General features: G+C 53.4%; 17 protein-coding genes. 16 read left to right on the forward strand and 1 reads right to left on the reverse strand.

Translation table 11 applies throughout. From position 1 onward, the window contains the following. The first annotated feature begins 4 nt into the window (after window positions 1-4). The 5 genes from JJU14_RS00485 to JJU14_RS00505 all read left to right on the forward strand — a co-directional run bounded on the left by JJU14_RS00485 (window position 5) and on the right by JJU14_RS00505 (window position 4,320). The gene (locus JJU14_RS00485; protein ID WP_228610455.1) at window positions 5-1,732 is read left to right on the forward strand and encodes an SLC13 family permease; all 1,728 of its coding nucleotides are present in this window, start codon (window positions 5-7) and stop codon (window positions 1,730-1,732) included. Between the two features lie 20 nt (window positions 1,733-1,752). After that, a complete protein-coding gene (gene cysC / locus JJU14_RS00490; RefSeq protein WP_228610457.1) occupies window positions 1,753-2,361 on the forward strand; it encodes an adenylyl-sulfate kinase in 609 nt (202 codons plus the stop codon). 133 nt (window positions 2,362-2,494) lie between these two features. Then, on the forward strand, window positions 2,495-3,097 hold the full coding sequence (locus JJU14_RS00495; protein ID WP_228610459.1) for a zeta toxin family protein: 603 nt from the start codon (window positions 2,495-2,497) through the stop codon (window positions 3,095-3,097). Then, complete coding sequence (locus tag JJU14_RS00500) at window positions 3,063-3,242, forward strand: hypothetical protein (RefSeq protein ID WP_228610460.1); 180 nt, start codon at window positions 3,063-3,065, stop codon at window positions 3,240-3,242. The genes JJU14_RS00495 and JJU14_RS00500 overlap by 35 nt, the downstream gene beginning before the upstream one ends. 136 nt (window positions 3,243-3,378) lie before the next feature. Then, window positions 3,379-4,320 carry a glycerophosphodiester phosphodiesterase family protein gene (locus JJU14_RS00505; protein ID WP_228610462.1) on the forward strand — a complete coding sequence of 314 codons (942 nt, stop codon included), beginning with the start codon at window positions 3,379-3,381 and terminating at the stop codon, window positions 4,318-4,320. 48 nt (window positions 4,321-4,368) lie between these two features. Here the strand turns inward: JJU14_RS00505 and gspG are convergent, their stop codons facing one another. After that, window positions 4,369-4,767 (reverse strand): type II secretion system major pseudopilin GspG, encoded by a 399-nt coding sequence (gene gspG, locus JJU14_RS00510; RefSeq protein WP_228610464.1) that lies wholly within the window; start codon window positions 4,765-4,767, stop codon window positions 4,369-4,371. Between the two features lie 145 nt (window positions 4,768-4,912). On the opposite strand from gspG, the gene JJU14_RS00515 reads away from it, so the two are divergent. The 11 genes from JJU14_RS00515 to JJU14_RS00565 all read left to right on the forward strand — a co-directional run bounded on the left by JJU14_RS00515 (window position 4,913) and on the right by JJU14_RS00565 (window position 21,597). Then, the gene (locus JJU14_RS00515; RefSeq protein WP_228610466.1) at window positions 4,913-6,040 is read left to right on the forward strand and encodes a methyltransferase domain-containing protein; all 1,128 of its coding nucleotides are present in this window, start codon (window positions 4,913-4,915) and stop codon (window positions 6,038-6,040) included. Window positions 6,041-6,044: 4 nt separating this feature from the next. After that, the gene (locus tag JJU14_RS00520; protein WP_228610468.1) at window positions 6,045-7,454 is read left to right on the forward strand and encodes an MBL fold metallo-hydrolase; all 1,410 of its coding nucleotides are present in this window, start codon (window positions 6,045-6,047) and stop codon (window positions 7,452-7,454) included. Window positions 7,455-7,529: 75 nt separating this feature from the next. Next, window positions 7,530-9,095: an alkaline phosphatase D family protein gene (locus tag JJU14_RS00525; RefSeq protein WP_228610471.1), complete on the forward strand. Its 1,566-nt coding sequence runs from the start codon at window positions 7,530-7,532 to the stop codon at window positions 9,093-9,095. A gap of 101 nt (window positions 9,096-9,196) precedes the next feature. Further along, window positions 9,197-10,210 carry an NAD(P)H-dependent glycerol-3-phosphate dehydrogenase gene (locus JJU14_RS00530; protein ID WP_228610474.1) on the forward strand — a complete coding sequence of 338 codons (1,014 nt, stop codon included), beginning with the start codon at window positions 9,197-9,199 and terminating at the stop codon, window positions 10,208-10,210. A 27-nt stretch (window positions 10,211-10,237) separates the two neighbouring features. Next, the gene (locus JJU14_RS00535; RefSeq protein ID WP_228610477.1) at window positions 10,238-11,761 is read left to right on the forward strand and encodes a hypothetical protein; all 1,524 of its coding nucleotides are present in this window, start codon (window positions 10,238-10,240) and stop codon (window positions 11,759-11,761) included. Continuing rightward, window positions 11,761-14,622 carry a glycosyltransferase gene (locus tag JJU14_RS00540; RefSeq protein ID WP_228610479.1) on the forward strand — a complete coding sequence of 954 codons (2,862 nt, stop codon included), beginning with the start codon at window positions 11,761-11,763 and terminating at the stop codon, window positions 14,620-14,622. The genes JJU14_RS00535 and JJU14_RS00540 overlap by 1 nt, the downstream gene beginning before the upstream one ends. Then, on the forward strand, window positions 14,619-16,814 hold the full coding sequence (locus JJU14_RS00545) for a glycosyltransferase (RefSeq protein WP_228610481.1): 2,196 nt from the start codon (window positions 14,619-14,621) through the stop codon (window positions 16,812-16,814). The genes JJU14_RS00540 and JJU14_RS00545 overlap by 4 nt, the downstream gene beginning before the upstream one ends. Next, complete coding sequence (locus JJU14_RS00550; RefSeq protein ID WP_228610483.1) at window positions 16,802-17,755, forward strand: glycosyltransferase family 1 protein; 954 nt, start codon at window positions 16,802-16,804, stop codon at window positions 17,753-17,755. Before JJU14_RS00545 ends, JJU14_RS00550 begins: the two co-directional genes overlap by 13 nt. Beyond that, entirely contained in the window at window positions 17,752-19,776 is a 2,025-nt protein-coding gene (locus JJU14_RS00555; RefSeq protein ID WP_228610485.1) for a capsular polysaccharide biosynthesis protein, read from the forward strand. The genes JJU14_RS00550 and JJU14_RS00555 overlap by 4 nt, the downstream gene beginning before the upstream one ends. 10 nt (window positions 19,777-19,786) lie before the next feature. Next, a complete protein-coding gene (locus tag JJU14_RS00560; RefSeq protein WP_228610487.1) occupies window positions 19,787-20,422 on the forward strand; it encodes a sugar transferase in 636 nt (211 codons plus the stop codon). Then, a complete protein-coding gene (locus JJU14_RS00565) occupies window positions 20,416-21,597 on the forward strand; it encodes a DegT/DnrJ/EryC1/StrS aminotransferase family protein (protein WP_228610489.1) in 1,182 nt (393 codons plus the stop codon). Before JJU14_RS00560 ends, JJU14_RS00565 begins: the two co-directional genes overlap by 7 nt. Window positions 21,598-21,652: the final 55 nt, after the last annotated feature.

The raw sequence follows: 21,652 nt of genomic DNA on the forward strand, positions 1-21,652 counted from the left end.
GCCTATGACCATTCCGGCCTTTGGGCTGCTGGCCTTGATGCTGTTGTTGGTCGCGAGCCTGATACGCTGGCCCGAGCGGGCCGTGAGGGCTTTTGGGGTGGCCATGGTGCTGTTGTTGCTCACTGGTCTGATTGATGCTACCACCCTGTTACAAAGCGCCAGCAACCCTGGCCTGGCCAGTCTGGTGCTGCTGTTGCTGATTGCGGTGGCGCTGGAAAAAACCAGTGTGCTGCGCCGGCTTTCCCGTTGGTTAATCAGTCGCTCAGCCAAGGGCTCCCTGACGCGGGTGTTGGGCTTTTCTGCGTTGTCGTCTTCCATGCTCAATAACACCGCTGTGGTGGCGGCTATGCTGAGTACCATCCAGGCCAATACCCGCCAACCGGCCAGCAAGTTGCTGCTGCCAATGTCTTACGCTGCTATTTTGGGTGGCACTCTGACCCTGATTGGCACCTCGACCAACCTGATTGTCCACAGCATGCTGCTGGACAGAGGGCATGCTGGCTTTGCTTTTTTTGATTTTACTTTGATTGGCCTGGCCCTGGTGCTGGCCTGCGGTCTGGTGCTTTTTATCATGGCCTCCTGGTTGCCTGCTTTGACACCCGCCAAGCAGGCTGCACCTGCCAGCCTGCTGGAAGCCCATCTTCTCGCTGGCTCGCCGCTGGCAGGAAAAACGGTGGAGCAAGCGGGCTTACGGCATCTTGAAGATCTTTTCTTGCTGGAGATTGTCCGCGCTCAGGAGCGGATTTGCCCGGTAGCTCCTCACGATGTGCTGGCCGATGGTGACCGGCTTATTTTTAGCGGTGATGTCCGGCAGGTGCAGCGCCTGACCCAATTTGCCGGCCTGGAATTGTATGCTGAACGGACTGGCTTATCCGCCGATGCCATGACGGAGGTCATGGTAAAACAGGAGGCCGCCATTGTCGGTGATACTTTAAAACGTGCCGATTTTCGTGCCCGCTTTGATGCGGCTGTGGTGGCTATTCGCCGGGATGGTGTGGCATTGCAGGGGCGGCTTGGCGAGGTTGAGCTTAAGGCGGGCGATGTGTTGTTGCTGGCCACCGGACCGGACTTTTCCCGTCGGCAGAATTTGTCGCGCAACTTTTTTGTTATTTCCGGTGTTCGCCCGCATTCGGTACTCAGTGGCTGGCGCGAGCAACTGGCCTGGTGGGGCTTTGCTGCCATGGTGGCTGCCACAGCTTTGCTTGGTATCCCTTTATTTACCGCGGCTTTCATTCTGTTGGCAGTATTATTGCTGAGCGGCTGTCTGAGTGCTGCCGAACTGAAACGGCGCTTTCCGGTTGAGATTTGGTTGATTGTTACGGCGGCCCTCTGCTTGGCTTCTGCGTTGTCGGGCACTGGGTTGGCCAGCAGCATCAGTGAACTGGCTGCGCAACATTTGGGGCAGGGTTCTGCCTGGCTGGCCTTTGCCGGTGTCTTGCTGCTAACCTATGCGTTGACGGAGTTGATTACCAATAATGCGGCGGCTGCTCTGATGTTTCCGGTGGCTTACAATCTGGCCCTTGGCATGGGCATCGATGTGATGCCGATGGCCATGGCTGTTGCTTTTGCCGCTTCAGCCAGCTTTATTACGCCTTATGGTTATCAGACCAATCTGATGGTATTTAATGTCGGATGTTACCGTTTGCGGCATTTTGTGCTGACTGGTTTGCCGGTGGCAGTGACTTATTTGCTGGTCTGTTTGCTGTTAATCCCACAGCTGTTTCCTTTTTAATCCGGTTTTTGAGGTCATGTATGCAAACGAATCTGGTGTGGCATCCAAGCGCGGTAAAGTGCCAGGAGCGCAGGGCTCTGTATGGTCACCATCCTTGTCTGTTGTGGTATACCGGCTTATCAGCGTCTGGTAAATCCAGCATTGCCAATGCGGTAGACCGTCTGTTGTTTGAGCGCGGCTGTGCGACCTATCTGTTGGATGGTGATAATGTGCGCCATGGCCTAAATGCAGATTTGGGCTTTGATCCAGGCTCTCGCAGTGAGAATATTCGCCGGGTAGGCGAAGTGGCTGCTTTGCTGTTGGATGCCGGGTTGGTAGTGGGGTGCGCATTCATTTCGCCTTACCAGGCTGAGCGACAACGCGTTCGCACTTTGGCCAAAGGTTACTTTGTCGAAATTTATGTCGATACGCCGCTGGCGCTTTGTGAGCAGCGCGATCCTAAAGGGATGTACCGACGGGCCCGGGCTGGTGAAATTGCTGATTTTACTGGCATCAGCGCACCTTATGAAGCACCCGTTGCGCCAGAAATCCATCTGCAGACAGCATCGTTATCCATTGATGAGGCAGCCAGCAAAGTGGTGCAGTGGCTGGAACAGCATCAGCTTATTCCTGCCATTGAAACCGAATAGGACCTTGTGCATGCAGCTTATTGCGCCCGTTCACTCCTTGCTGCGAAGCCTTAAGCTGGTTTAAACATCGATTCATCGCTATAATCTTTTGCGTATATTATGGTTTCAGCACGTTTAATTAACTGGAGCACCCATGCCAACTTGCTGGATCATCGCCGGACCGAATGGTGCAGGTAAAACGACATTTGCTTTGGAATTTTTGCCTGCAGTCGCTAAATGCCATAACTTTATTAATGCAGACTTAATTGCTGCGGGTCTGTCGCCATTGGCACCAGAAAAAGAATTGTTTAATGCCAGTAGGTTATTTCTTACTGAGATACAAAACCGTATTCAAGCAAAAGTATCTTTTGCATTTGAAACCACTCTTGCAGGCCGCGCTTATTTAAAGTTAGTTAAAAAACTACAAGCTGAAGGGTGGCAAGTGGAATTGATTTATCTGGCCTTACCAAACAGCAAGGTATCGCAGTTGCGTGTGGCTGAGCGCGTGAAGCATGGTGGTCATAACATACCGCTTAATGATATTAAACGTCGGTTTCCCCAGAGCTTAGCCAATCTGCTTTTACATTACTCTTCTTTGGTAGACCACTGCCAATGCTATATGAATGCCGATGCCGAACCTCTGCTGATTTTTGAACAGCGAGGTTCCGCTCGTTTCATTAAAGAACCAACCCTTTTTGATAATTTAGTTCAGGGAGCTACTTATGACGAGCCAGCAGATAAAAAAATACACGGTTGAAGAAACCCATACTGCTTTGCGTAATGCGGTTAAAAAGGCACTAGAGCGTAAGAAAAAGCTTGGGCATTACAGTGTCATGTGGCAAGCCGATCGGCTCATCATAGAAGGCCAAGATGCACCTGAACCGACAAACCCAGAACCATAACGGTCAACCTTCACAACTTTCGGGGTAACAATCTTCGGGGGTAATTCCCTAAGAACAAGGGAACAAAACCCCGCCTTTCATTTCTGCTTGTATAAATCATTTAAGCAAGTCGTCCGCAATGCATTCAGGAGTTTACATGCAGTCTATCGCTCACCGTGGCTTTGCCGGACTGATGCCGGAAAACAGCCTGGCTGCTTTTCAGTTTGCCCTGCAGCAGCCCGGGTGTGTCGGTGTGGAATGCGATTTGCGTTTAACCGCAGACGGCGCTGTAGTACTGCACCACGACGGGCGATTAAACCGGGGTTTTTGCCGTCATGCTCAGGGCTATTGGTTGCCTGAGCAGGGCCCAACGCCGGCTATTCATCAGCTAAGCTATGCCGAATTGCAGCAGTACCGAATTGGTCAGCAAAAGCCTGGCAGTCTCTATGCAAAAGAGCATCCAGGCCGGGCCGATATCGAGGATGCGCCAATTCCACGCTTTCGTGAGTTGCTGGCGCTGTGCCTGCAGCGGCCGGATTTTTTGTGTGTGGCCGAGTTAAAAACGCCAGTGCCAGAGCGTGAGGCGCTGGCATGGTTGCCGCTGGCACGTCAAGCGCTGGCCGAGGTGACAGCGCTAAATGCTGAGGCGCAGACTGTGTTTTGCAGTTTTCATTGGGATGCGCTGAACTGGCTTGGGCAGCACAGCCGCTGTCCACGCTGGTACACCAGCCATCCTTTGCCCTGGCTTGGATTGACACCTGCCAATCCGCTTACCCCAGAGCCTTCGGGCCGGCGGCAACAGATCCTGACTGAAGCTGCCCGGCTTGGTGGTGGGCTTTGGCCAGAACAGCATCATCCACTCCGGCAATCAGGTCAGGCGGTGCAGCAGCTGGCTGCGGCGATTGCCAAACAGGGAGGGCGCGGTTGGTTTATGCATTATAGCGATGTGAATAAGGACACCGTGGCTGCCTGCAAGGCGGCCGGAATTTTGCTCTGCGCCTGGTCGGGTGGCAAGGTACCACAACCCGCGATAATGCGTTTGCAGCAATGGGGTGTGGCTTATTTTTGTGGCGATGATGTGAATGCTGCGGGGCGCTGAGCGCCCCGAAGTTTAAACAAAGTTTGGCAAGTGCATTGTGGTAACTACTCAGCGGTAAACAATATCGGCGTCGTCGCCTTCGCCACCTTCACGGCCATTGGCGCCAAGGCTTTTTAGCGTGTACTGGTTGTTGCTGATGCGCTGATACACGTAAGGGTTATCCCAGGGATCCAGCGGTACTTCGCGTGGCAGGTAGGGACCATCCCAGTTACGGGCATCGGAACGAAGTAATTCATCCAGCCGTTCTGGGTAGCGGCCAACGTCCAGCCGGTAAGCATCCAGTGAGGTAGCTAGCATCTGCATTTGAGTTTCAGCGGTATTGCGTTTGGAGGAGTCCACTTTGGAAAACATAGTGGGTGCAACCAGTGATGCCAGCAAGCCCAAAATGACCATCACAATCAATAATTCAATCAGAGTAAAACCCGAACGGACACCGTGGTTACGCATAAAATAGACCTTATCTCAACATCAATACGGGTATTTTACATGAATCCTGTGGTATCGTAACCCCCGCTTTGGCTTGGTGTTCGTTTGTTTGATAGTTGAGCCTGTACGCTTTCACTGCAGGGCAGTTTTCTTTGTTGAGGTAGCTTTGAGTTTGGATCCTGAACTGGTGGCTTCGGATAGCGATTTTGTACACTCGGGTATCTCCTTGCCGCGCATGGAATTGTTGCATTTGCCTGATTTAAAAGGCTTGCGGGTGCTGCACCTGATGTGCGGTGATGGCCTTTTGTGTGGCTTTGCGCATTTTTCCGGTGCTGCACGTGTGCTGGGAACCGATCCTTCGTCGGAACTGATTGCAAAGGCGCGCGCCAGCTATCCAGCTTGCGATTTTCAGCAACAAGGGTTGCAGCAATTGCCGGATGAAACCTTTGATCTGATTGTGCTGTCATCCTTGCATCATACGATGGGGAAAAAGCGGTATATTCAGCAGCTGATGGAGCGTTTATCGCCAGAGGGTATGCTGTTGCTTGAGCAAGGCATAGCGACCGGGCGCCAGCTATGGGTCGATCTATCCATTGGTGGGGAGGTCTACCGTTTTCCCAGCCAGAAAGGACTTGAGGCCATCCTGGCTCCCTATGCCTGGAAGCTAAAAGGCAAGGGCCTGATCCTGCCTGACGATCCGGTCAGGCGGTTTGTGGTGCATGTGCAACCGATGAAACCGTACGCATTTTTGTTGCTACAGGCCTCCGGCTCTGGCAAGTCTACGTTGGCGCGCAAAGCATTCCCGGCCAAAAAATTAGCCGTCATTTCCGGCGATATGTTGTTTAGCAAAGTAGCTCGTGGTCGTTTAGAGGCCCCTGCAAAGCTTGCCGCTATCATTGGTGCTCACTATCAAGAATATGTCTTTGCTGGTCAGGTTAAGCGTCAATACGACTGGGCCGATGTGACGCTGCGTATTATCCAAGCGGGTCTGCTAACTGAGCTGGTTGATTTTTGGCTGGCTCAGCATGGCAAAATCGATTGCGTGATCGACTCCTTTATCCCGGCAGACCATCACCAGACCGTTCGGGAACTGTTGCAGCAGCGTGGTTTTGTCGCTGTGTTGCTGGACTGGCAGATGGAGCAAACACAGGTAAACTTAGCCGCTGGGCGTGAGCAACTTCAGCAGTTTCAACAAGCGCAGCGACAAGCTGCAAAGGACCGGGTAAGCATTCGTCCAGCTACTGGTCTTAAGCCCCTGCAGCGCCTGTTACAGCGGCTAAAGCTGAAGAGTTGAGCTGATGTCGACTTTCCCCCAACTCATTCATCACGGCGCTGTCGATGGCGTCACCGGCTCTTGTCATCAGTACTTGCTGCGGCATGATTACAGCTTGCTGGTCGACTGCGGCTTGTTTCAGGGCGATGAGACTGGGCCTGGCGGCTCGGCAAACGATCCATCGATTGATTTTCCCCTTAGCGGAATTCGGGCACTGATTGTGACCCATGTGCACATTGACCATGTTGGCCGTATTCCCTATTTACTGGCTGCTGGTTTTCGAGGCCCAATTTATTGCACCAGAGCCTCCGCGTTGTTGCTGCCTTTGGTGTTGGAAGATGCTCTGAAAGTGGGGGTAACCCGCGATCCGGCCCTTATTGAAACCTTTTTAACCCTATTGCAGCAGCAACTTGTGGCGGTCGATTACAAAGCCTGGTTGGATTTACCCGCGGCAGATGGGGTGCAGGCGCAGTGCCGCTTCCAGGTCGCAGGTCATATTCTGGGCTCAGCTTATGTGGAAATCCGTCATCGCATAGCGCCTGCCCGGCGCTGGTTTAGCACGGTATTTTCCGGCGATTTAGGCGCGCCCTATACGCCCTTACTGCCCGCGCCAAAGCCGCCCGCTGGGGCTGATTGGGTGGTGATTGAAAGCACCTATGGCGATAAAAACCATGAAAACCGTAAAGCGCGCAGCAAGCGGCTAAAACAAGCCTTGCTGCATTCACTACAAGATAATGGCACGGTGATTTTCCCGGCTTTTAGTATTGGCCGCACCCAGGAGCTGCTGTACGAACTTGAAAGCATTATTCATCGGTTAAAAGGCAAGTCCATTCACCAGCATTTAAGTTGGGATGAACTCAAGGTGATTGTCGACTCGCCCTTAGCTGCCCGTTTTACTTCGGCCTATCGTCAATTAAAAGATTGCTGGGATGAAGAAGCCAAAGCCAAGGTCGCGGCAGGGCGACACCCACTGAGTTTTGAGCAATTAATTACGGTCGATTCGGCCGCCGAACATCAGCAATTGGTGCAGCGACTGGCGCAAACCAAAATGCCAGCCATTGTGATTGCCGCCAGTGGTATGTGCCAGGGCGGCCGGGTAGTGAACTATTTAAAGCAAATGCTGCCAGACCCGGTGCATCAGGTGATTTTTGTTGGTTATCAGGCGCGCGGGACTTTGGGTGCCCAATTGCAGCGCTTTGGTAACAGGCCCGGGGCTTTTGTCACCATTGATGGGGAGCGTGTTGCGCTGCGAGCGGAGATTTTATCGCTGGGGGGCTATTCGGCCCATGCTGATCAGCAGGGTTTGTTGAATTTTGTCTGCCGCATGCGCCGCAAACCTAAGCAAGTGCGCATTGTGCATGGTGATCAGTCGGCTAAGCAAGCTTTGCAGCGAGAGTTTACCCGGCGGGGGATTGCTGCCGTGGTGGCAACCTAAGCAAAGTCGCTGCTGTTTGATTACCCAGGGCCGGAAATTTGCTAAGCTGGCCGGCCTTTCGTAAAAAAGTAACCTATGACTGATAAGCGCTCTTTTCGTCGACGTGATTTTGTGAAGCTGTTGGGGCTGGTTGCCGCAGCGGCTGCCTTGCCTTATGTCGCCAGCACAACGCGTCGGCCGGTATTCTGGGGGAACCCTTTTCAGTTGGGTGTGGCCAGTGGCTCACCCGATGCCACTGGCTTTGTGCTCTGGACCCGCTTGCTAAGTGAGCAGCTGACGGATCAGGATGTAGTGGTGGAGTGGGAGTTGTTCGATGCAGCGCAGCCCGACCAAGTTGTGCGCCAGGGGCAGGCGGTGGCATTGGCTGCGCTGGCGCATTCCGTTCATGTCGAGCTGGATGGGCTAAAAGCGAACCATTGGTACCATTATCGCTTTCGGGTGGCGGGCTATCAGAGCCCGTTGGGCCGGGCGAGAACCTTGCCTGCTGTTGGCGAGGCTGTAAGCTCCATTCGGCTGGCTTATGCTTCTTGTCAGCGCTATGAGGATGGTTATTTCACTGCTTATCGTCATATGCGTGAGCAACAACCTGATCTGGTTTGCTTTGTCGGGGACTATATTTATGAATACCGCAGCCGTGCCGGTGCACCAAGGCCACATTCCCTCAGACGTATTCGTAACCTTAATGATTATCGTGCCCGCTATGCGCTTTACAAGTCGGATCCGGATTTACAAGCGATGCATGCCGCTTGCCCCTGGTTGATTACCTGGGATGATCATGAGGTCGAGAACAACTATTTTGGCCAGCAGTCCACTGAGGGGCGTGGCGATATTTCTAAGTTGCGTGCTGCCGCTTATCAGGCCTTCTACGAGCATATGCCACTGCGCTCCAGCAGCCTGATTGCCGGTATTGAAGGCTTATTAAAGCATGGTAGCTTGCAGCTGTATCAAGCGCTGGATATCGGCAAGCTGGCCCGACTGTACTTGATTGATAATCGCCAGTACCGGGCTGCTCCTTACTGTGGTGAGTCGCCATCGGACGGCGTGGCCGCTGTTTGTGCCGATGCCAAATCGTACCGAACCATGCTTGGTGAGGTGCAGGAGCAGTGGCTGGAGCAAGCGATGTTGTCAACGCAAGCAAAACAGGCCAGCTGGCATGTTGTGGTGCAGCAAACCCGTTTTACGCCGGCCAATTACCATGTAGGGGCTTTGCGGAATATGAGCCGGGATAGTTGGGACGGTTATCCAGAAGCCAGAGCCAGGCTGTTGCACCTGTTTCAGCAAAGTGATCATGAGAACCTGGTGGTGCTGGGCGGAGATATTCATCAGAATTGGGTCGCCAAAGTGCACGCGGATCCATACAACAAGGAATCCAAAGTGCTTGGTACTGAGTTTACCGGCACCAGCATCAGCTCGCAAAGCCGTGCTACTGAAGCGGGCATGCGGCGGCACTTGAGCCGTAATCCACACCTGTTGTATGCCAATGCCGAGTATCGCGGCTATGGCCTGGTTGAGATTCAGCAGAACAAAACCGAGGTGACCCTCTTTGCGGTTGAGGAGATTGCAAATCCTGAATCCGCGGTATCCGTGTTGGCCCGTTTTGCGGTGCCAGCTGGCAAACCAGCAGCTTTACAGCAGCTTTAAAGTTGCTTTGCTGAGAAAGTAAGCAGTGGTGCATGCCAGGCTGCGCATCCTGGAAAAACTTTGTTATGATGGTTGTTAAAACGCAGAATGCAGAGAAAGCGATGAGCAAACACATAGCAGTTTTAGGTGGTGGTAGTTTTGGCACTGTGATTGCGAACATTATGGCCGCAAATGGTCATTCGGTTCGCTTGTGGTTGCGCGATCAGCAGCGGGCCGATGCGATTAATCAGCACAAAGAGAATGCGCGCTATTTACCAGGCTATGCTTTGTCAGAAAACCTGACAGCGGGTACCGATTTGCAGTGGGCCGTGCAGGATGCCGAGGCAGTCTTTGTTTCCATTCCAAGTAGTAACTTCCGTCAGGTTGCCGAGCAAGCCAGTGCTTTTGTGGTGCCTGAGCAGTTGCTTATCAGCACCACCAAAGGCGTAGAAGCCAGTACTTTTGCTCTGATGAGCGATATTTTAACCGAACTATTTCCGCACAATCCGATTGGTGTACTCAGCGGCCCTAATTTGGCCAAAGAAATTGCGGCTGGCCACATCACGGCTTCAGTCATTGCTAGCAAGAGTGACGCCTTGTGTCAGCGGGTGCAACAAATTTTATGCAGCAAAACCTTTCGGGCTTATGCCAGTGATGATGTCTTTGGTGTCGAACTGGGTGGCACCTTGAAAAACATTTATGCCATCGCCTCCGGTTTAAGTGCGGCCCTTGGCGTGGGGGAAAACACCCGCAGCATGCTGATTACCCGTAGTTTGGCCGAGATGAGTCGCTTTGCGGTGGCGGAAGGGGCTAACCCTATGACCTTTTTAGGGCTGTCGGGTATTGGGGACTTGATTGTGACCTGTTCTTCTCCGCTTAGCCGCAATTACCGGGTGGGTTATGCACTTGGGCAAGGCAAAAGCCTGGCTAGCGCCATCGAGGAGCTTGGTGAAGTGGCTGAAGGGGTCAATACCTTGAAGCAAGTGCGGCAGCAAGCGATTGAAAAAGATATTTATATGCCGCTGGTTATGGGGTTGTATGAGGTGGTGTTTAATCAGGCGCCTGTCCGGGAAGTCATTGCAGGTATGATGAGCAATCAGCCGAATGTGGATGTTGAGTTCAGTGCTGCGCATTGACGCTGGCTTGAAGACATGGATTAGTTGATGACAGTGACGAAAGAAGTACTGGCCAAAATCAAAGCCAGTCATTTGCTTGAGCCTGAGTGGTATGGGCAACAAGCAGAACAAAGGTTTGCTGATTTTGCTGCTGCCTGGCAGCATTATGCAGAGCACGGCTGGCAGAAACAGTTGGATCCAAGTCGTTATTTTTCAACCGTTTGGTACCTGCTGCAGTATCCGGATGTGAGTTCTGCCGGGCTTAACCCGCTGTTGCATTATGTGCAGTTTGGCATCCATGAAGGGCGTAAACCCAGGCCAGATCTGCAGCATGCTGGTTTGGACGCCAGTGATCAGGCTTTTGAGCAAGGTGATCATGCAGCGGCTGAGTCTTTATTGCAGGAAGTGCCTCAGCAGGATGCTGAATTACAAGTTGCCTGCCAGTTTCGTCAGGCTCGCTTGCTGTTTTATCGTGGTGATTATGATAGCTGCATGCGCTTATGCCAGCACTTACTGGCAGACATCAGCCGCTATGCTTGCCCTGAGTGGACCACCGAGCTGTGCCGTTATCAGTTGTTTTGCCTGCTAGAGCAGGGAGATTACGTCGGTGCTCGCCAGACGGTGTTGCAGCACTTTGATCAGCTGCAGCATTGGTCTGCGGGGGTAGAGCTTTATCGCTTTGCCATTGACGATAAAAACGCCTTGGCAGGCTACTGGCTGCTACTTCAGCCCTTTGTTAAGAAGGGCGATAAACAGGCCGCTCAGGCACTGTTCCTGTATGCTATTGCTGCCCGTGAAATCAAGGCTTACCCTGAAGCCTTGCAGGCTTTAACTCAGCGCTATCAGCTGATGCTGACCAAGCCGGAGCGGTTTAAAAAAGCGGAGAATATCGAGGATCCGACCGATTGGCAGCAAAAAGCACAGCTAGCCTTGTCGTGTTTGCAGCAGGATTTTCACCGTTTGGGACAGCAGTTCTTTCTTATTAGCGGCACTTTATTGGGGTGTATCCGTGAAGGCGGCATTTTGGCACACGATAAAGACATCGATGTTGGCGTGATGGAGGATGTGCCCTTGGCTAGCCTGGCAAAGGGGTTGCGGCAAAGCGGCCGTTTTTTAGTGCAGCACAGTGCGCATGATAAAGTGTTGCAGGTACGCCATGCCAACGGTGTTCTGATTGATATTTTTACCCATTGGCTGCAGGACGGTGTGCTGCATCACAGTGGTCAGAAAACCGGCTGGACCAATACCCCTTTTCGTCTGACAGAAACCGGGTTTCTTGGTGGCCGCTATGCCATTCCGGCTGATCCAGAGCGGTACCTGGAAGAAAACTACGGCGACTGGCGTACTCCAAAAAAAGACTACGATACCTTCAGCGATACGCCCAATATGTATGTCACCAACCTGGATGAGTTGCACTGTTATTATCTGCGCATGTTGCCGGAGTATTTTGTTGCGGGCAAAAGTGTTCAATACCGTAACTTGTTTACGGCCTTTAAACAGCGCTTTCCGGTGAGCTGGCGTATGCGCATCCGGCATTGGCTTAGCCTGCGCCAACTCCGAGAGCAATGCTGATGTCGGAACAGATGCGGGCCTTGTTTGACGCCGATTGGTACCTTAAAGCCAATCCTGATGTTGCGGCTGCCGGCATGGATCCCTGGCAGCATTTTTGTCGTTTTGGTCAAAACGAAGGGCGTTTGCCCTGCGATTTAAAAGCGGCTGAGCTGGAGCAGCAGCTTTGGTTTCAAACCCGTGACGATGCAGAGTTTGAATTGCAGCAGTTGTTGCAAACAGGCAGTACCAAGGAGCAAGCCTTTGCGGCCTGGGTATTGGCGCGTTGGCATGGCAGCAATCAGCGCTGGCCGCAGGTAGTGGAGGTGCTGCTGCTTTGGCTTAAAAACCCGTGGCGTCAGGTTCTGCCTGGCCATCATGGCTGCTGGCTGCTGCTGGTGCGGGCTTTGCAGCAGGTCGATAAGCTTGAACAGGCCAAAAAGTACATTGAACAGGCCATCCTGGAGTTGGGGGAATTGCCTGATTTATTACTGGCCCGGGCGTCATTGTTATGCGGTGCGGCCAAGTTGCAGGATCTCAACCGGGTGTTTCAGCAAGCGGGTTTGGCAGTGCTGCAGCCAGCGCAGACTGTGCAGCTGGATCAGCTAAGCACAGAGCCGGTAGCTGCGAAAAAACGCAGCGGTTGGCGCAGTTATCTGCCAACTCAAATGCCTTTGGTGTCGGTGATTATCCCCTGTTTTAATGCGGCACAAACGATAGCAACGGCGCTGCGTAGTTTGCAGGCACAAAGTTGGCAAGCGCTTGAAATTCTGGTTGTCGACGATGCTTCCAGCGATGAGTCTGCTGCCGTGGTTGAGCAGTTTGCGGCCAGTGATAGCCGTATTCGATTGCTGCGCCAGCCGGAAAATCAGGGGGCTTATGCCGCCCGCAATGCAGGCCTGGCAAAGGCGCGCGGACGTTTTATCACCACGCATGACAGCGACGACTGGTCGCATCCACAAAAAATTGAGCATCAGGTGCGGGCACTTGAAGCCAACCCGAAAGCCATGGCGTCTTTATCGCACTGGGTACGTACCTTGCCGGAGCTGGTGTTTGAACGCTGGCGCCCTGAGCCGGGTTGGATCTACCGCAATACCTCATCGTTACTGTTTCGACGTCGGGTATTCAAAACTATCGGCTTTTGGGATCGGGTGTCGGTGAATGCCGACACCGAGTACCTGGAACGCATCCAGGCGGCGTTTGGTTCGCGCGCACTTGTCGATGTATTGCCGGGTATCCCTTTGTCGTTTGGCCGCAGCGATGCTACTTCTTTAACGCAGCAAAGCGCTACCCACTTACGCACCCAATTTGTTGGCTTGCGCCAGCGTTATCTGGCGGCCGCGAGGCAATGGCATCAGGCTGTAGCACAGCCTAAGCAGTTGTATCTGCCCCAGTTGCCCCAGCAAAGGCCTTTTGTGGTGCCAGCCCGAATGTGTCGGGGCACAGCTCAGCAGCAAGAGCACCGTAAGTTGTTGTTGCTGCAACAAAGTGATTTGTTTGAACCTGACTGGTATTTATCGACTTACCGTGATGTTGCCAACGCGGGCATGGATCCGGCGCTGCATTATCTGCGCTATGGTGGCCAGGAGAATCGCGATCCAGGGCCAAATTTCAGCAGCAGTGGCTACCGATTGCAACAGAACATAACAGCCCACGCCAACCCACTGCTCCATTATTTGGAAAGCCTGGAAGATGCAGACGACCAGCAGGATTATGGTTGTGTGCAGTTGACAGGGGCCTGTGCCATCTGGCCCGAGCGTCCCTGGTTGTTGGTGGTTGCGCATGCAGCCGGCCCGGATCTGTACGGTGCTGAGCGCAGCTTGCTGGATGTGTTAAAGGCGCTACAAGCGTTACAATTGAATGTGTTGGTTACGCTGCCTGGTGCTCGCTCTGACAGTTACCTTTCGCAACTGCAGGCTCTGGCTCAGCAACTGGTGCTGTTGCCTTATCGTTGGTGGTATCAGGGGCGGCAGCCTTGTGAGCAAACCATTTTACGCTTTAAAACCCTGATGCAAGCGTACCGGCCTGTCCTGTGTTATTGCAATACTCTGGTGCTGTATGAGCCTTTGCATGCGGCACGTCAGTTGCTGATCCCTGGCATTGTGCATGTGCGGGAGCTGCCTGCAGCTGATGAAGCATTGTGCGCCGAACTTGGTGCCGAGGCTTGCCAAATCCGTAGCCATTTGTTGGCTTTGGCGGATGGGTTTATTGCCAACTCCAGGGCTACAGCAGACTATTTGGAGGCTCCTGAGCGAACAACGGTAATGAACAATGTGGTGGACGTAGATCGCTTTGCACGGCTGCCGAAACGAGCCGGGGATCTCCCGCTTCGATTGGGTATGATCAGTAGTAATCTGCCAAAAAAAGGCCTGCAAGATTTTGTTCGGCTTAGTCAATTGCTGGCCGCACAGCAGCTACCGGTGGAGTGCTGGTTGATTGGGCCGGATAACGACCATACTGTGCAGCTAAAAGCAGAGCAAACTGCTGGCCGTTTGCCTGCTTCGCTGCATTTTGCCGGTTACGCCAAGTCACCCGAGGAAGCCTTGGCACCACTGGATATTGTTGTCAACTTGTCGCATTTTCAAGAATCATTTGGCCGCACAGTGCTCGAAGCCATGGCGGCCGGACGCGTGGTGGTATGTTATCGCTGGGGCGCTTTACCCGAGCTGGTGCTACATGAGCAAACAGGTCTGCTGGCAGATTTTGCCGATATTGAGGCGGTTGCCGCGGCGATTGCACGCTTAGTGGAAAATGTACCGCTGCGCCAGCAGTTGATCACAACGGCTTTTCAGCAGGTGGTTGCTGATTATAGCGCAGCGGCACTGCAGCAAAAGTTGGCAAACTGGCTTGTTGAACAGGGCATTACCCTACAGGAAAGACGATGACGCACATGGCCGCAAAGATGCCGGCAGCGGCGACTTGGCAAGTACAGGCTGCCAGCTGGCAGCCTGAGAGTGGCACCTGGCTGGGGGATAGCGCAAGTCGTATTGAACTCATTGGCGGTCTGACCGGGCGTTGGTTGGCGCTGTCAGGTGGTATCCAGGTACTGGATGGCTCTGCTGAGTTGCATGTGTGTTTTCTGACTCCTGCAGGGGTGGTGCAACTGCCGGTCCCTACCAGCTTAAAAGGTACGTTGGCCGAAGTATTCTGTATTCCTGATGGTGCCAGCCAGGCTTGGCTGCAGCCTTTAAAACAGCCGGGGCGTTTTGTGCTGGACGGTTTGCAGTGGCAGCCAGTCAGTCGCTGGCAATACCAATGGCGTTTGTGGCGCCGCATCGCCTTGTTTTGCTGGCGGGCGTCAAGAGCGCAACGCCAGCAAGCCGGTATTGATTGGCCGTTGGTTTGCAGAGCGCCTGCCGAATGTTATCGGCGTATCGGCCAGTTACGTGCCTGTGCGCCCGAGATGGACTATCTGGAGTGGCAGCAGCGCTTTGAGAGCCTGACCGCCCGCCAGCGAAAAGCGGTGCAGCAGCGCTTACCTGCACTGCTTGCTAAACACCGACTGACGCTGGTGTTGCTGGAACAGGAAAGCACAACTGCAACCTGCTGGCAACGCACTTTAGCCAGTATTGAGCTGAGTTTGGGCCTGAATGCGGCGGCTGTGTCCAAGTTACATTGTTTGGTACTCGCTACTGCATCAGAAGTGGATTTGCCTTGTCGGGTACCACGACAACAGTGCAGCCACGATCAGCTGCAACAGGGCCTGGCTGCATTGGAACCAAACCAGCCGGTGTTGATCATGCCTGCAGGGGTTGCTTTGGCACCGATGGCGCTTTGCTGGTGGCTGGAAGCTTTTGAAGCTTCTGCGGCCAGTTGGCTGTACAGCGACCATGATCTGTTGGATGACAGCGGTCAGCGCACAGCCCCGCAGTTTAAGCCAGACTGGAGCCTGGAGCTGGCGCGTAGCAGTCATTTCACCGGCGATACGTTGCTGGTAAAGGCCGGCGCTTTGTTGCAAAGCGGTTGGTTGGAAAGTGCAACGTTGAAAGACCAGGTACCGACTGTGCAGCAATTGGTGTTGCAACTGGCTGAATTGCCCGATACCTGTGTCCAGCATATTCCGGCCATTTTATGGCACCAACCAAGCCTTACGGCTGGGGCTCAGCCAGCACTTAGCGCTGATGTGGTGTCGCAGCATTTAAGTCGTCAGGGCATTACAGCCCGGGTGGAATCAAACAGCCATGGCTATCTGGATATTCACTATGCAGTGCCACAGCCGGTACCTTTGGTGTCGGTGGTGATCCCAACCCGCAATATGTTGCATTTGCTAAAGCCCTGTGTCGCCAGTGTGCTTGATGGCACTGATTATCCGGCGGTTGAAGTACTGATTGTTGATAACCAAAGCGATGATCCGGCCACTTTAAACTATTTTGCTGAGATCGCACAGGATCCCCGGGTGCGGGTGCTGCGCTTCGATCAGCCTTTTAATTACTCGGCCATCAATAATTACGCGGTACAGCACGCGACGGGTGAGCTGATTTGTTTGTTGAATAATGATACCGAGGTGATTCGTGCCGATTGGTTGGCACAAATGGTTGGTCAGTTGAGTCAGCCCGATGTTGGTATTGTCGGAGCGCGCCTGTTGTTTGCCGATGAAAGGGTGCAGCACGCTGGCGATGTCCTTGGTGTTGGTGGCTGTGCTACCCATCTGCACTTTCGCTTACCAGCCAGCGAGCCCGGTTATATGGGGCGGGCAGTTCTGTCGCAGGACTTATCCGCAGTAACGGCGGCTTGTTTACTTACCCGACGCGCGCTTTACCAGGAGCTGGGCGGACTCAATGAAACCGAACTGACCGTCGCCTTTAACGATGTCGATTATTGTTTAAAAGTTCGGGAAGCCGGTTGGCGGGTGCTGTATACCCCGCTGGCGCTGTTGTATCATTACGAGTCCGTATCGCGTGGCAAGGATGATAATCCTGTAAAACAGCGCCGCGCTGCTCAGGAAGCCGCCTACATGCGTAAACGCTGGGCGCAGATTATGCAGGGTGATCCGTTTTATAATCCGAATTTAAATGGCACAGCGGCCGATTTCCGCTTAAGTGCCGCTCCACGAGTAAGCAAACCATGGCAGCCTTGAAACTGAGTCGTATTTTTGTGGTGGAAGAGCGCTCCAATCCGTCAACGGATTTTTTTGTGGCGCCAGAATTGAAGCAAAGTGAGCTGGATGTTGAGCATTTAGGATTGAACCAGTTGCCGCAACTCCGTGCTGGTGAGCAGGTCGCCGTTGTCTTTGTCCGTTATATCAGCAAGAGCTGGCAACGCTGGATCCGCTTGCATGCGAGTCAGGTGAAGCGTCTGGTTTATTTTATGGACGATGACCTGTTTGATTTATCGGCATTTAATGGCTTGCCCTGGCGTTACCGCTACAAGCTCGCCCGAATGGCGTATACCCGAAAAAAATGGCTGCAACAAAGCCAGGCCGAACTCTGGGTATCTACACCCTACTTGCAGCAAAAGTATCAGGCATGGCGGCCCCGACTGGTGCAGGCATGTCTGCCACCGGCGACGGCGCAGCAATTGACGTTGTTTTACCATGGTTCAGCCTCACATCGTCATGAAATTGATTGGTTAAGGCCGGTTGTTGAAGAGGTGTTCAGAGCTGAACAGGGCGTTAGCTTTGAAATTATTGGTGGTGCAGAGGTGAATCTGATGTACCGGGGGATGGGCCCTGTGCATGTATTGCATCCTATGAGCTGGCCAGCCTACCAGGCGTTGCTGTCCAGGGGCCAGCGGGATATTGGCTTGGCACCCTTGCTCGGCGGGCGCTTTAATCAGGCTCGTTCTTACACCAAGTTCTTTGATATTACCCGGGCAGGTGCAGTGGGAATTTATACTGAGGGTAGTATATACAGCGAAGTAGTCAGCCATGGTGAGAATGGCTTGTTGCTGCCAAATCAACCACAAGTCTGGGCAGATGCGATAGTGGATTTGGCTCGAAAGCCAGAATTGCGTAAGCAGCTGCAGCAGCGAGCTGTTCTGTCATCCAGCCAATTAGAACGTGCGGTGTGGGACGAATGATGCCTGCAGTTGTGGTTGAGCAGTTATCCAACAGAAACTGTTTGCTGACGCTATCACCGGCATTGGCGAAGCTGCCTTATTTGTCTCAGTTCTTACAGGGCGCTGTGGTGCGTTACTCTGCCCGGCTCAGCTTGCGGCCCGCACAGGCTGATGCTGTCTTAGTGTGGGGTAAAAAGCCTTCGGCTGCTAAGGGGGAGCGCTATGCGGCCAGGCAGCAGTTACCAGTTTTACGGTTGGAGGACGGTTTTTTACGCTCGCTTGGGTTGGGGCTGCATTGTCCGCCTTATTCGGTGGTGCTGGATGATGAGGGCATTTATTACGATGCCTCTGGCCCATCGCGGCTGGAGCGTTTGGTTCAGCAGCCGTTGACAAAAATACAGACCGACAGGGCCAGCGCCTTGCAGCAAGCATGGCAACGAGGGCGGGTGTCTAAGTACAATCACAATCGGGACTTGCTGCAACTGCCTGTTGAGCCTTTTGTATTGGTGGTAGACCAAACCTATGGTGATGCTTCCATTCGTTTTGGCTTGGCCGATGCGGAACGCTTTTGGCAGATGCTGGACGCTGCCTTGCGGCAGTATCCAAAGCATCGGATTGTGCTGAAAGTCCACCCAGATGTGCTGACAGGCAAAAAGCAGGGACATTTTGATGCGTTGGAACAGCGTCTGTCGGCTGCGGATTTCGCACGGGTTCAATTGTTGGCTGAAGACGCTCACCCTGCTTGCTTACTTGAAGGCTCCACGGCGGTTTATTGCGTGACTTCGCAGATGGGGTTTGAAGCCTTGCTCTGGCAAAAGCCGGTGTACACCTTTGGCATGCCGTTTTACGCTGGCTGGGGGCTGACAGTGGATGCATTGCCAGCGCCTGAACGACGCGGTGCGGTTTCGTTGCAGCAATTGATCCATGCGGCCTTAATTGACTATCCCAGATACATCGATCCGGAAACCTCACAACCCTGCGAAGTGGAGACTTTGCTTGACTGGCTGGCATTGCAGCGGTCTCAGCGTTCGCGTTTCCCGCTGCAGGTGCAGGCTTTGCGTTTCCCTCGTTGGAAGAAACCTATACTCAGAAAGTTCCTGCAAGGCAGTCAGCTTACCTTTGTTAAACAAGCCGCCGAGCGTGATGCTTACCAGACACTGGCTGTCTGGGGCGTGAAAAACAGCACAGATCTTGCTGCGCCACGGCTGCATGTTGAAGATGGCTTTATCCGTTCGGTGGGCCTTGGCGCCGATTTGATTCGCCCGGCATCCTGGGTGCTGGATAACGAGGGTATTTATTACGATGCTACCCGGCCATCGGCTTTGGAAACCTTGTTGCAACAGCAAGATTTTCCAGCTGAATTGCAAGCCAGGGCAGAGCGCCTGATTCAGTTATTGCTGCAAAGCAAGGTCACTAAGTACAATCTTGGCCAAAGTCATTGGCAACGTCCAGTCGGTAAGCCGCGAGTCATTCTTATTCCGGGGCAGGTTGAGTCTGATGCCTCTATCCAGTTAGGCTCACCGGTACTTAAAACCAACCTGGCCTTGATTAAGGCTGTGCGAGAAGCGAATCCTGATGCGTGGTTGCTGTACAAGCCTCATCCGGATGTGCAGGCAGGCCTTCGCGTGGCAGGTAGCGCCGAGCAGCAGGCCAGTCAGTATTGCAATGAAGTGGTGCTTGCTGAAGATATGGCGCATCTTTTGACACTGGTGGATGAGGTGCATACCCTGACGTCACTGGCTGGCTTTGAAGCTTTGCTGCGCCAGCGAAGAGTGGTGTGTTATGGTCAGCCATTTTATGCTGGTTGGGGGCTAACAGACGATAGGTACCCGCCACCACGCAGAGGAAGGCAACGTAGCCTGGCAGAGTTGGTGGCAGCCACCTTGATCCTCTATCCGTGTTATTTAAGTTCGGTGACGCAGGCGTATGCCACACCAGAGCATGTGATTGCCCAAATGCAGCAGTTGCGTCAGCAATCTGGCGACACGGCGCCCTGGTGGCGTTTGTTACTGCGTAAATTGATTGCGTTGAATAAGTTTTAGGAGTGCTGACTTGACGCCCCGGCAAGCTTTTATCAAACGTAGCCTGGATTTTTTGCTGGCGCTGGCTGGCTTGATTGCGCTTGGCTGGTTGCTGCTGCTCTGCTGGCTGATTGCGAGCGTGGAAACCCGAAGCAATGGTATCTTTACTCAACAGCGCATTGGTCGGTTCGGTCGGCCTTTTTGGGTGTGTAAAATTAAAACCATGTTTGATGCCCGGGGGGAACGAAGCTCCATTACTGCTAATTGTCAGCACGATATTACCAGCAGTGGCCGTCTTTTCCGCCGCTTTAAGCTTGATGAGTTGCCGCAACTTTGGAATGTGTTAAAAGGTGACATGAGCTTTGTTGGGCCCCGGCCAGATGTTCCTGGTTATGCTGACTGCTTGCAGGGTGAAGAGCGGCTCATCTTGCAGCTGCGCCCAGGCATTACTGGACCGGCTTCCATTAAATATCGCCATGAAGAAGCCTTGCTGGCAGCGGCCAGTGATGCCAAAGCTTACAATGATGAGGTGATTTGGCCTGATAAAGTACGGATCAACCTCGCTTATTATCAGGAGTACAGTGTCTGGCGCGATCTGCTGTACCTGTTTGCTACCTTTTCACCGGCTCTGGCTAAGCGGCTGGAGCGGAGGAGCCCCCAATGTTGAACACAACACTGGCACCCTGGCCATGTTTTTCAGAGGAAGAAGCCGAGGCCGTCAGGCAGGTATTATTATCCAACCGGGTGAATTACTGGACTGGAGAGCAAACCCGCTTGTTCGAGCAAGAATTTGCCGTCTTTGCCGATTGTCGTTTTGCAGTGGCCCTGGCCAATGGCACCCTGGCACTGGATGCGGCTATAAAGGCGTTGCAGCTGGGCCCTGGCGATGAGGTGATAGTTCCGCCCCGCACCTTTATCGCCACGGTGTCGGCTGTAGTGAATGCCGGTGCAACTCCGGTATTCGCTGATGTGGATTTGAATACCCAGGCATTGTCTGCCGATACCATTGCGCCTTGTCTGACCTCAAAGACCAAAGCTATTGTGGTGGTGCATCTGGCTGGTATGCCAGCCGATATGGATGCCATCATGGCGTTGGCACAGCAGCATGGCCTCTGGGTGATTGAGGATTGTGCCCAAGCACATGGTGCCCGTTATCAAGGCCGTTCGGTTGGTTCTTTGGGGCATATTGCCGCCTGGTCCTTTTGTCAGGATAAAATCATGACTACAGGTGGTGAGGGCGGCATGGTCACCACCAATGATGAAGCGTTATGGCAACGAGTGTGGGCCTTAAAAGACCATGGTAAAAGCTATGATGCGGTCTATCATCAGCAGCACCCGGCAGGCTTTCGTTGGCTGCACCACAGCTTTGGACACAATTGGCGCATGATGGAAATGCAAGCTGCCATTGGTCGTATTCAGTTACAACGTATGCCTGACTGGAGTGCGCGTCGACGGCAGTTGGCCGCTCAGCTGGATGGTACGGCGGCAGCCTTCCCTCTGCTGCGGCGGGTTCAGGTACCGGATGATGTCCTACACGCTGAGTACAAGCACTACTTTTTTGTCCGGCCTGAGTTGCTGGCTGCTGGTTGGAGCCGAGATGCTATCTGCCAGCGATTGATGGCTGCAGATGTTCCTTGTTATCAGGGCAGTTGCAGTGAAGTGTATTTGGAGCAGGCTTTTGCTGATACGCCTTTTCGGCCCACCGAGCGACTGCCCTGTGCGAAGCTGCTGGGCGAGACAAGTTTGATGTTGTTGGTGCATCCGAGTATCACCGACCAACAAATGGAACATTGTTGTAACCAGTTGGCAGAAGTCCTGCAACAAGCTGGTAGGAGTTGGTAACTGAGGACGCTCGAAGCTAGGGTTTACTTGGTATTGAGCTTAATTAATACGCGCC

Origin of the sequence: Alkalimonas sp., from assembly GCF_020831925.1 — a bacterium.
Taxonomy (GTDB): Bacteria; Pseudomonadota; Gammaproteobacteria; order Enterobacterales; family Alteromonadaceae; genus Alkalimonas.

Excerpts from the sequence above, each read along its gene's own strand:
- gspG (WP_228610464.1), bottom strand. The coding sequence starts at position 4,767 with ATGCGTAACCACGGTGTCCGTTCGGGTTTTACTCTGATTGAATTATTG.
- JJU14_RS00505 (WP_228610462.1), top strand. The coding sequence starts at position 3,379 with ATGCAGTCTATCGCTCACCGTGGCTTTGCCGGACTGATGCCGGAAAAC.
- JJU14_RS00485 (WP_228610455.1), top strand. The coding sequence starts at position 5 with ATGACCATTCCGGCCTTTGGGCTGCTGGCCTTGATGCTGTTGTTGGTC.
- JJU14_RS00540 (WP_228610479.1), top strand. The coding sequence starts at position 11,761 with ATGTCGGAACAGATGCGGGCCTTGTTTGACGCCGATTGGTACCTTAAA.
- JJU14_RS00500 (WP_228610460.1), top strand. The coding sequence starts at position 3,063 with ATGACGAGCCAGCAGATAAAAAAATACACGGTTGAAGAAACCCATACT.
- JJU14_RS00555 (WP_228610485.1), top strand. The coding sequence starts at position 17,752 with ATGATGCCTGCAGTTGTGGTTGAGCAGTTATCCAACAGAAACTGTTTG.
- JJU14_RS00520 (WP_228610468.1), top strand. The coding sequence starts at position 6,045 with ATGTCGACTTTCCCCCAACTCATTCATCACGGCGCTGTCGATGGCGTC.
- JJU14_RS00495 (WP_228610459.1), top strand. The coding sequence starts at position 2,495 with ATGCCAACTTGCTGGATCATCGCCGGACCGAATGGTGCAGGTAAAACG.
- cysC (WP_228610457.1), top strand. The coding sequence starts at position 1,753 with ATGCAAACGAATCTGGTGTGGCATCCAAGCGCGGTAAAGTGCCAGGAG.
- JJU14_RS00545 (WP_228610481.1), top strand. The coding sequence starts at position 14,619 with ATGACGCACATGGCCGCAAAGATGCCGGCAGCGGCGACTTGGCAAGTA.
- JJU14_RS00550 (WP_228610483.1), top strand. The coding sequence starts at position 16,802 with ATGGCAGCCTTGAAACTGAGTCGTATTTTTGTGGTGGAAGAGCGCTCC.
- JJU14_RS00530 (WP_228610474.1), top strand. The coding sequence starts at position 9,197 with ATGAGCAAACACATAGCAGTTTTAGGTGGTGGTAGTTTTGGCACTGTG.
- JJU14_RS00565 (WP_228610489.1), top strand. The coding sequence starts at position 20,416 with ATGTTGAACACAACACTGGCACCCTGGCCATGTTTTTCAGAGGAAGAA.
- JJU14_RS00535 (WP_228610477.1), top strand. The coding sequence starts at position 10,238 with ATGACAGTGACGAAAGAAGTACTGGCCAAAATCAAAGCCAGTCATTTG.
- JJU14_RS00525 (WP_228610471.1), top strand. The coding sequence starts at position 7,530 with ATGACTGATAAGCGCTCTTTTCGTCGACGTGATTTTGTGAAGCTGTTG.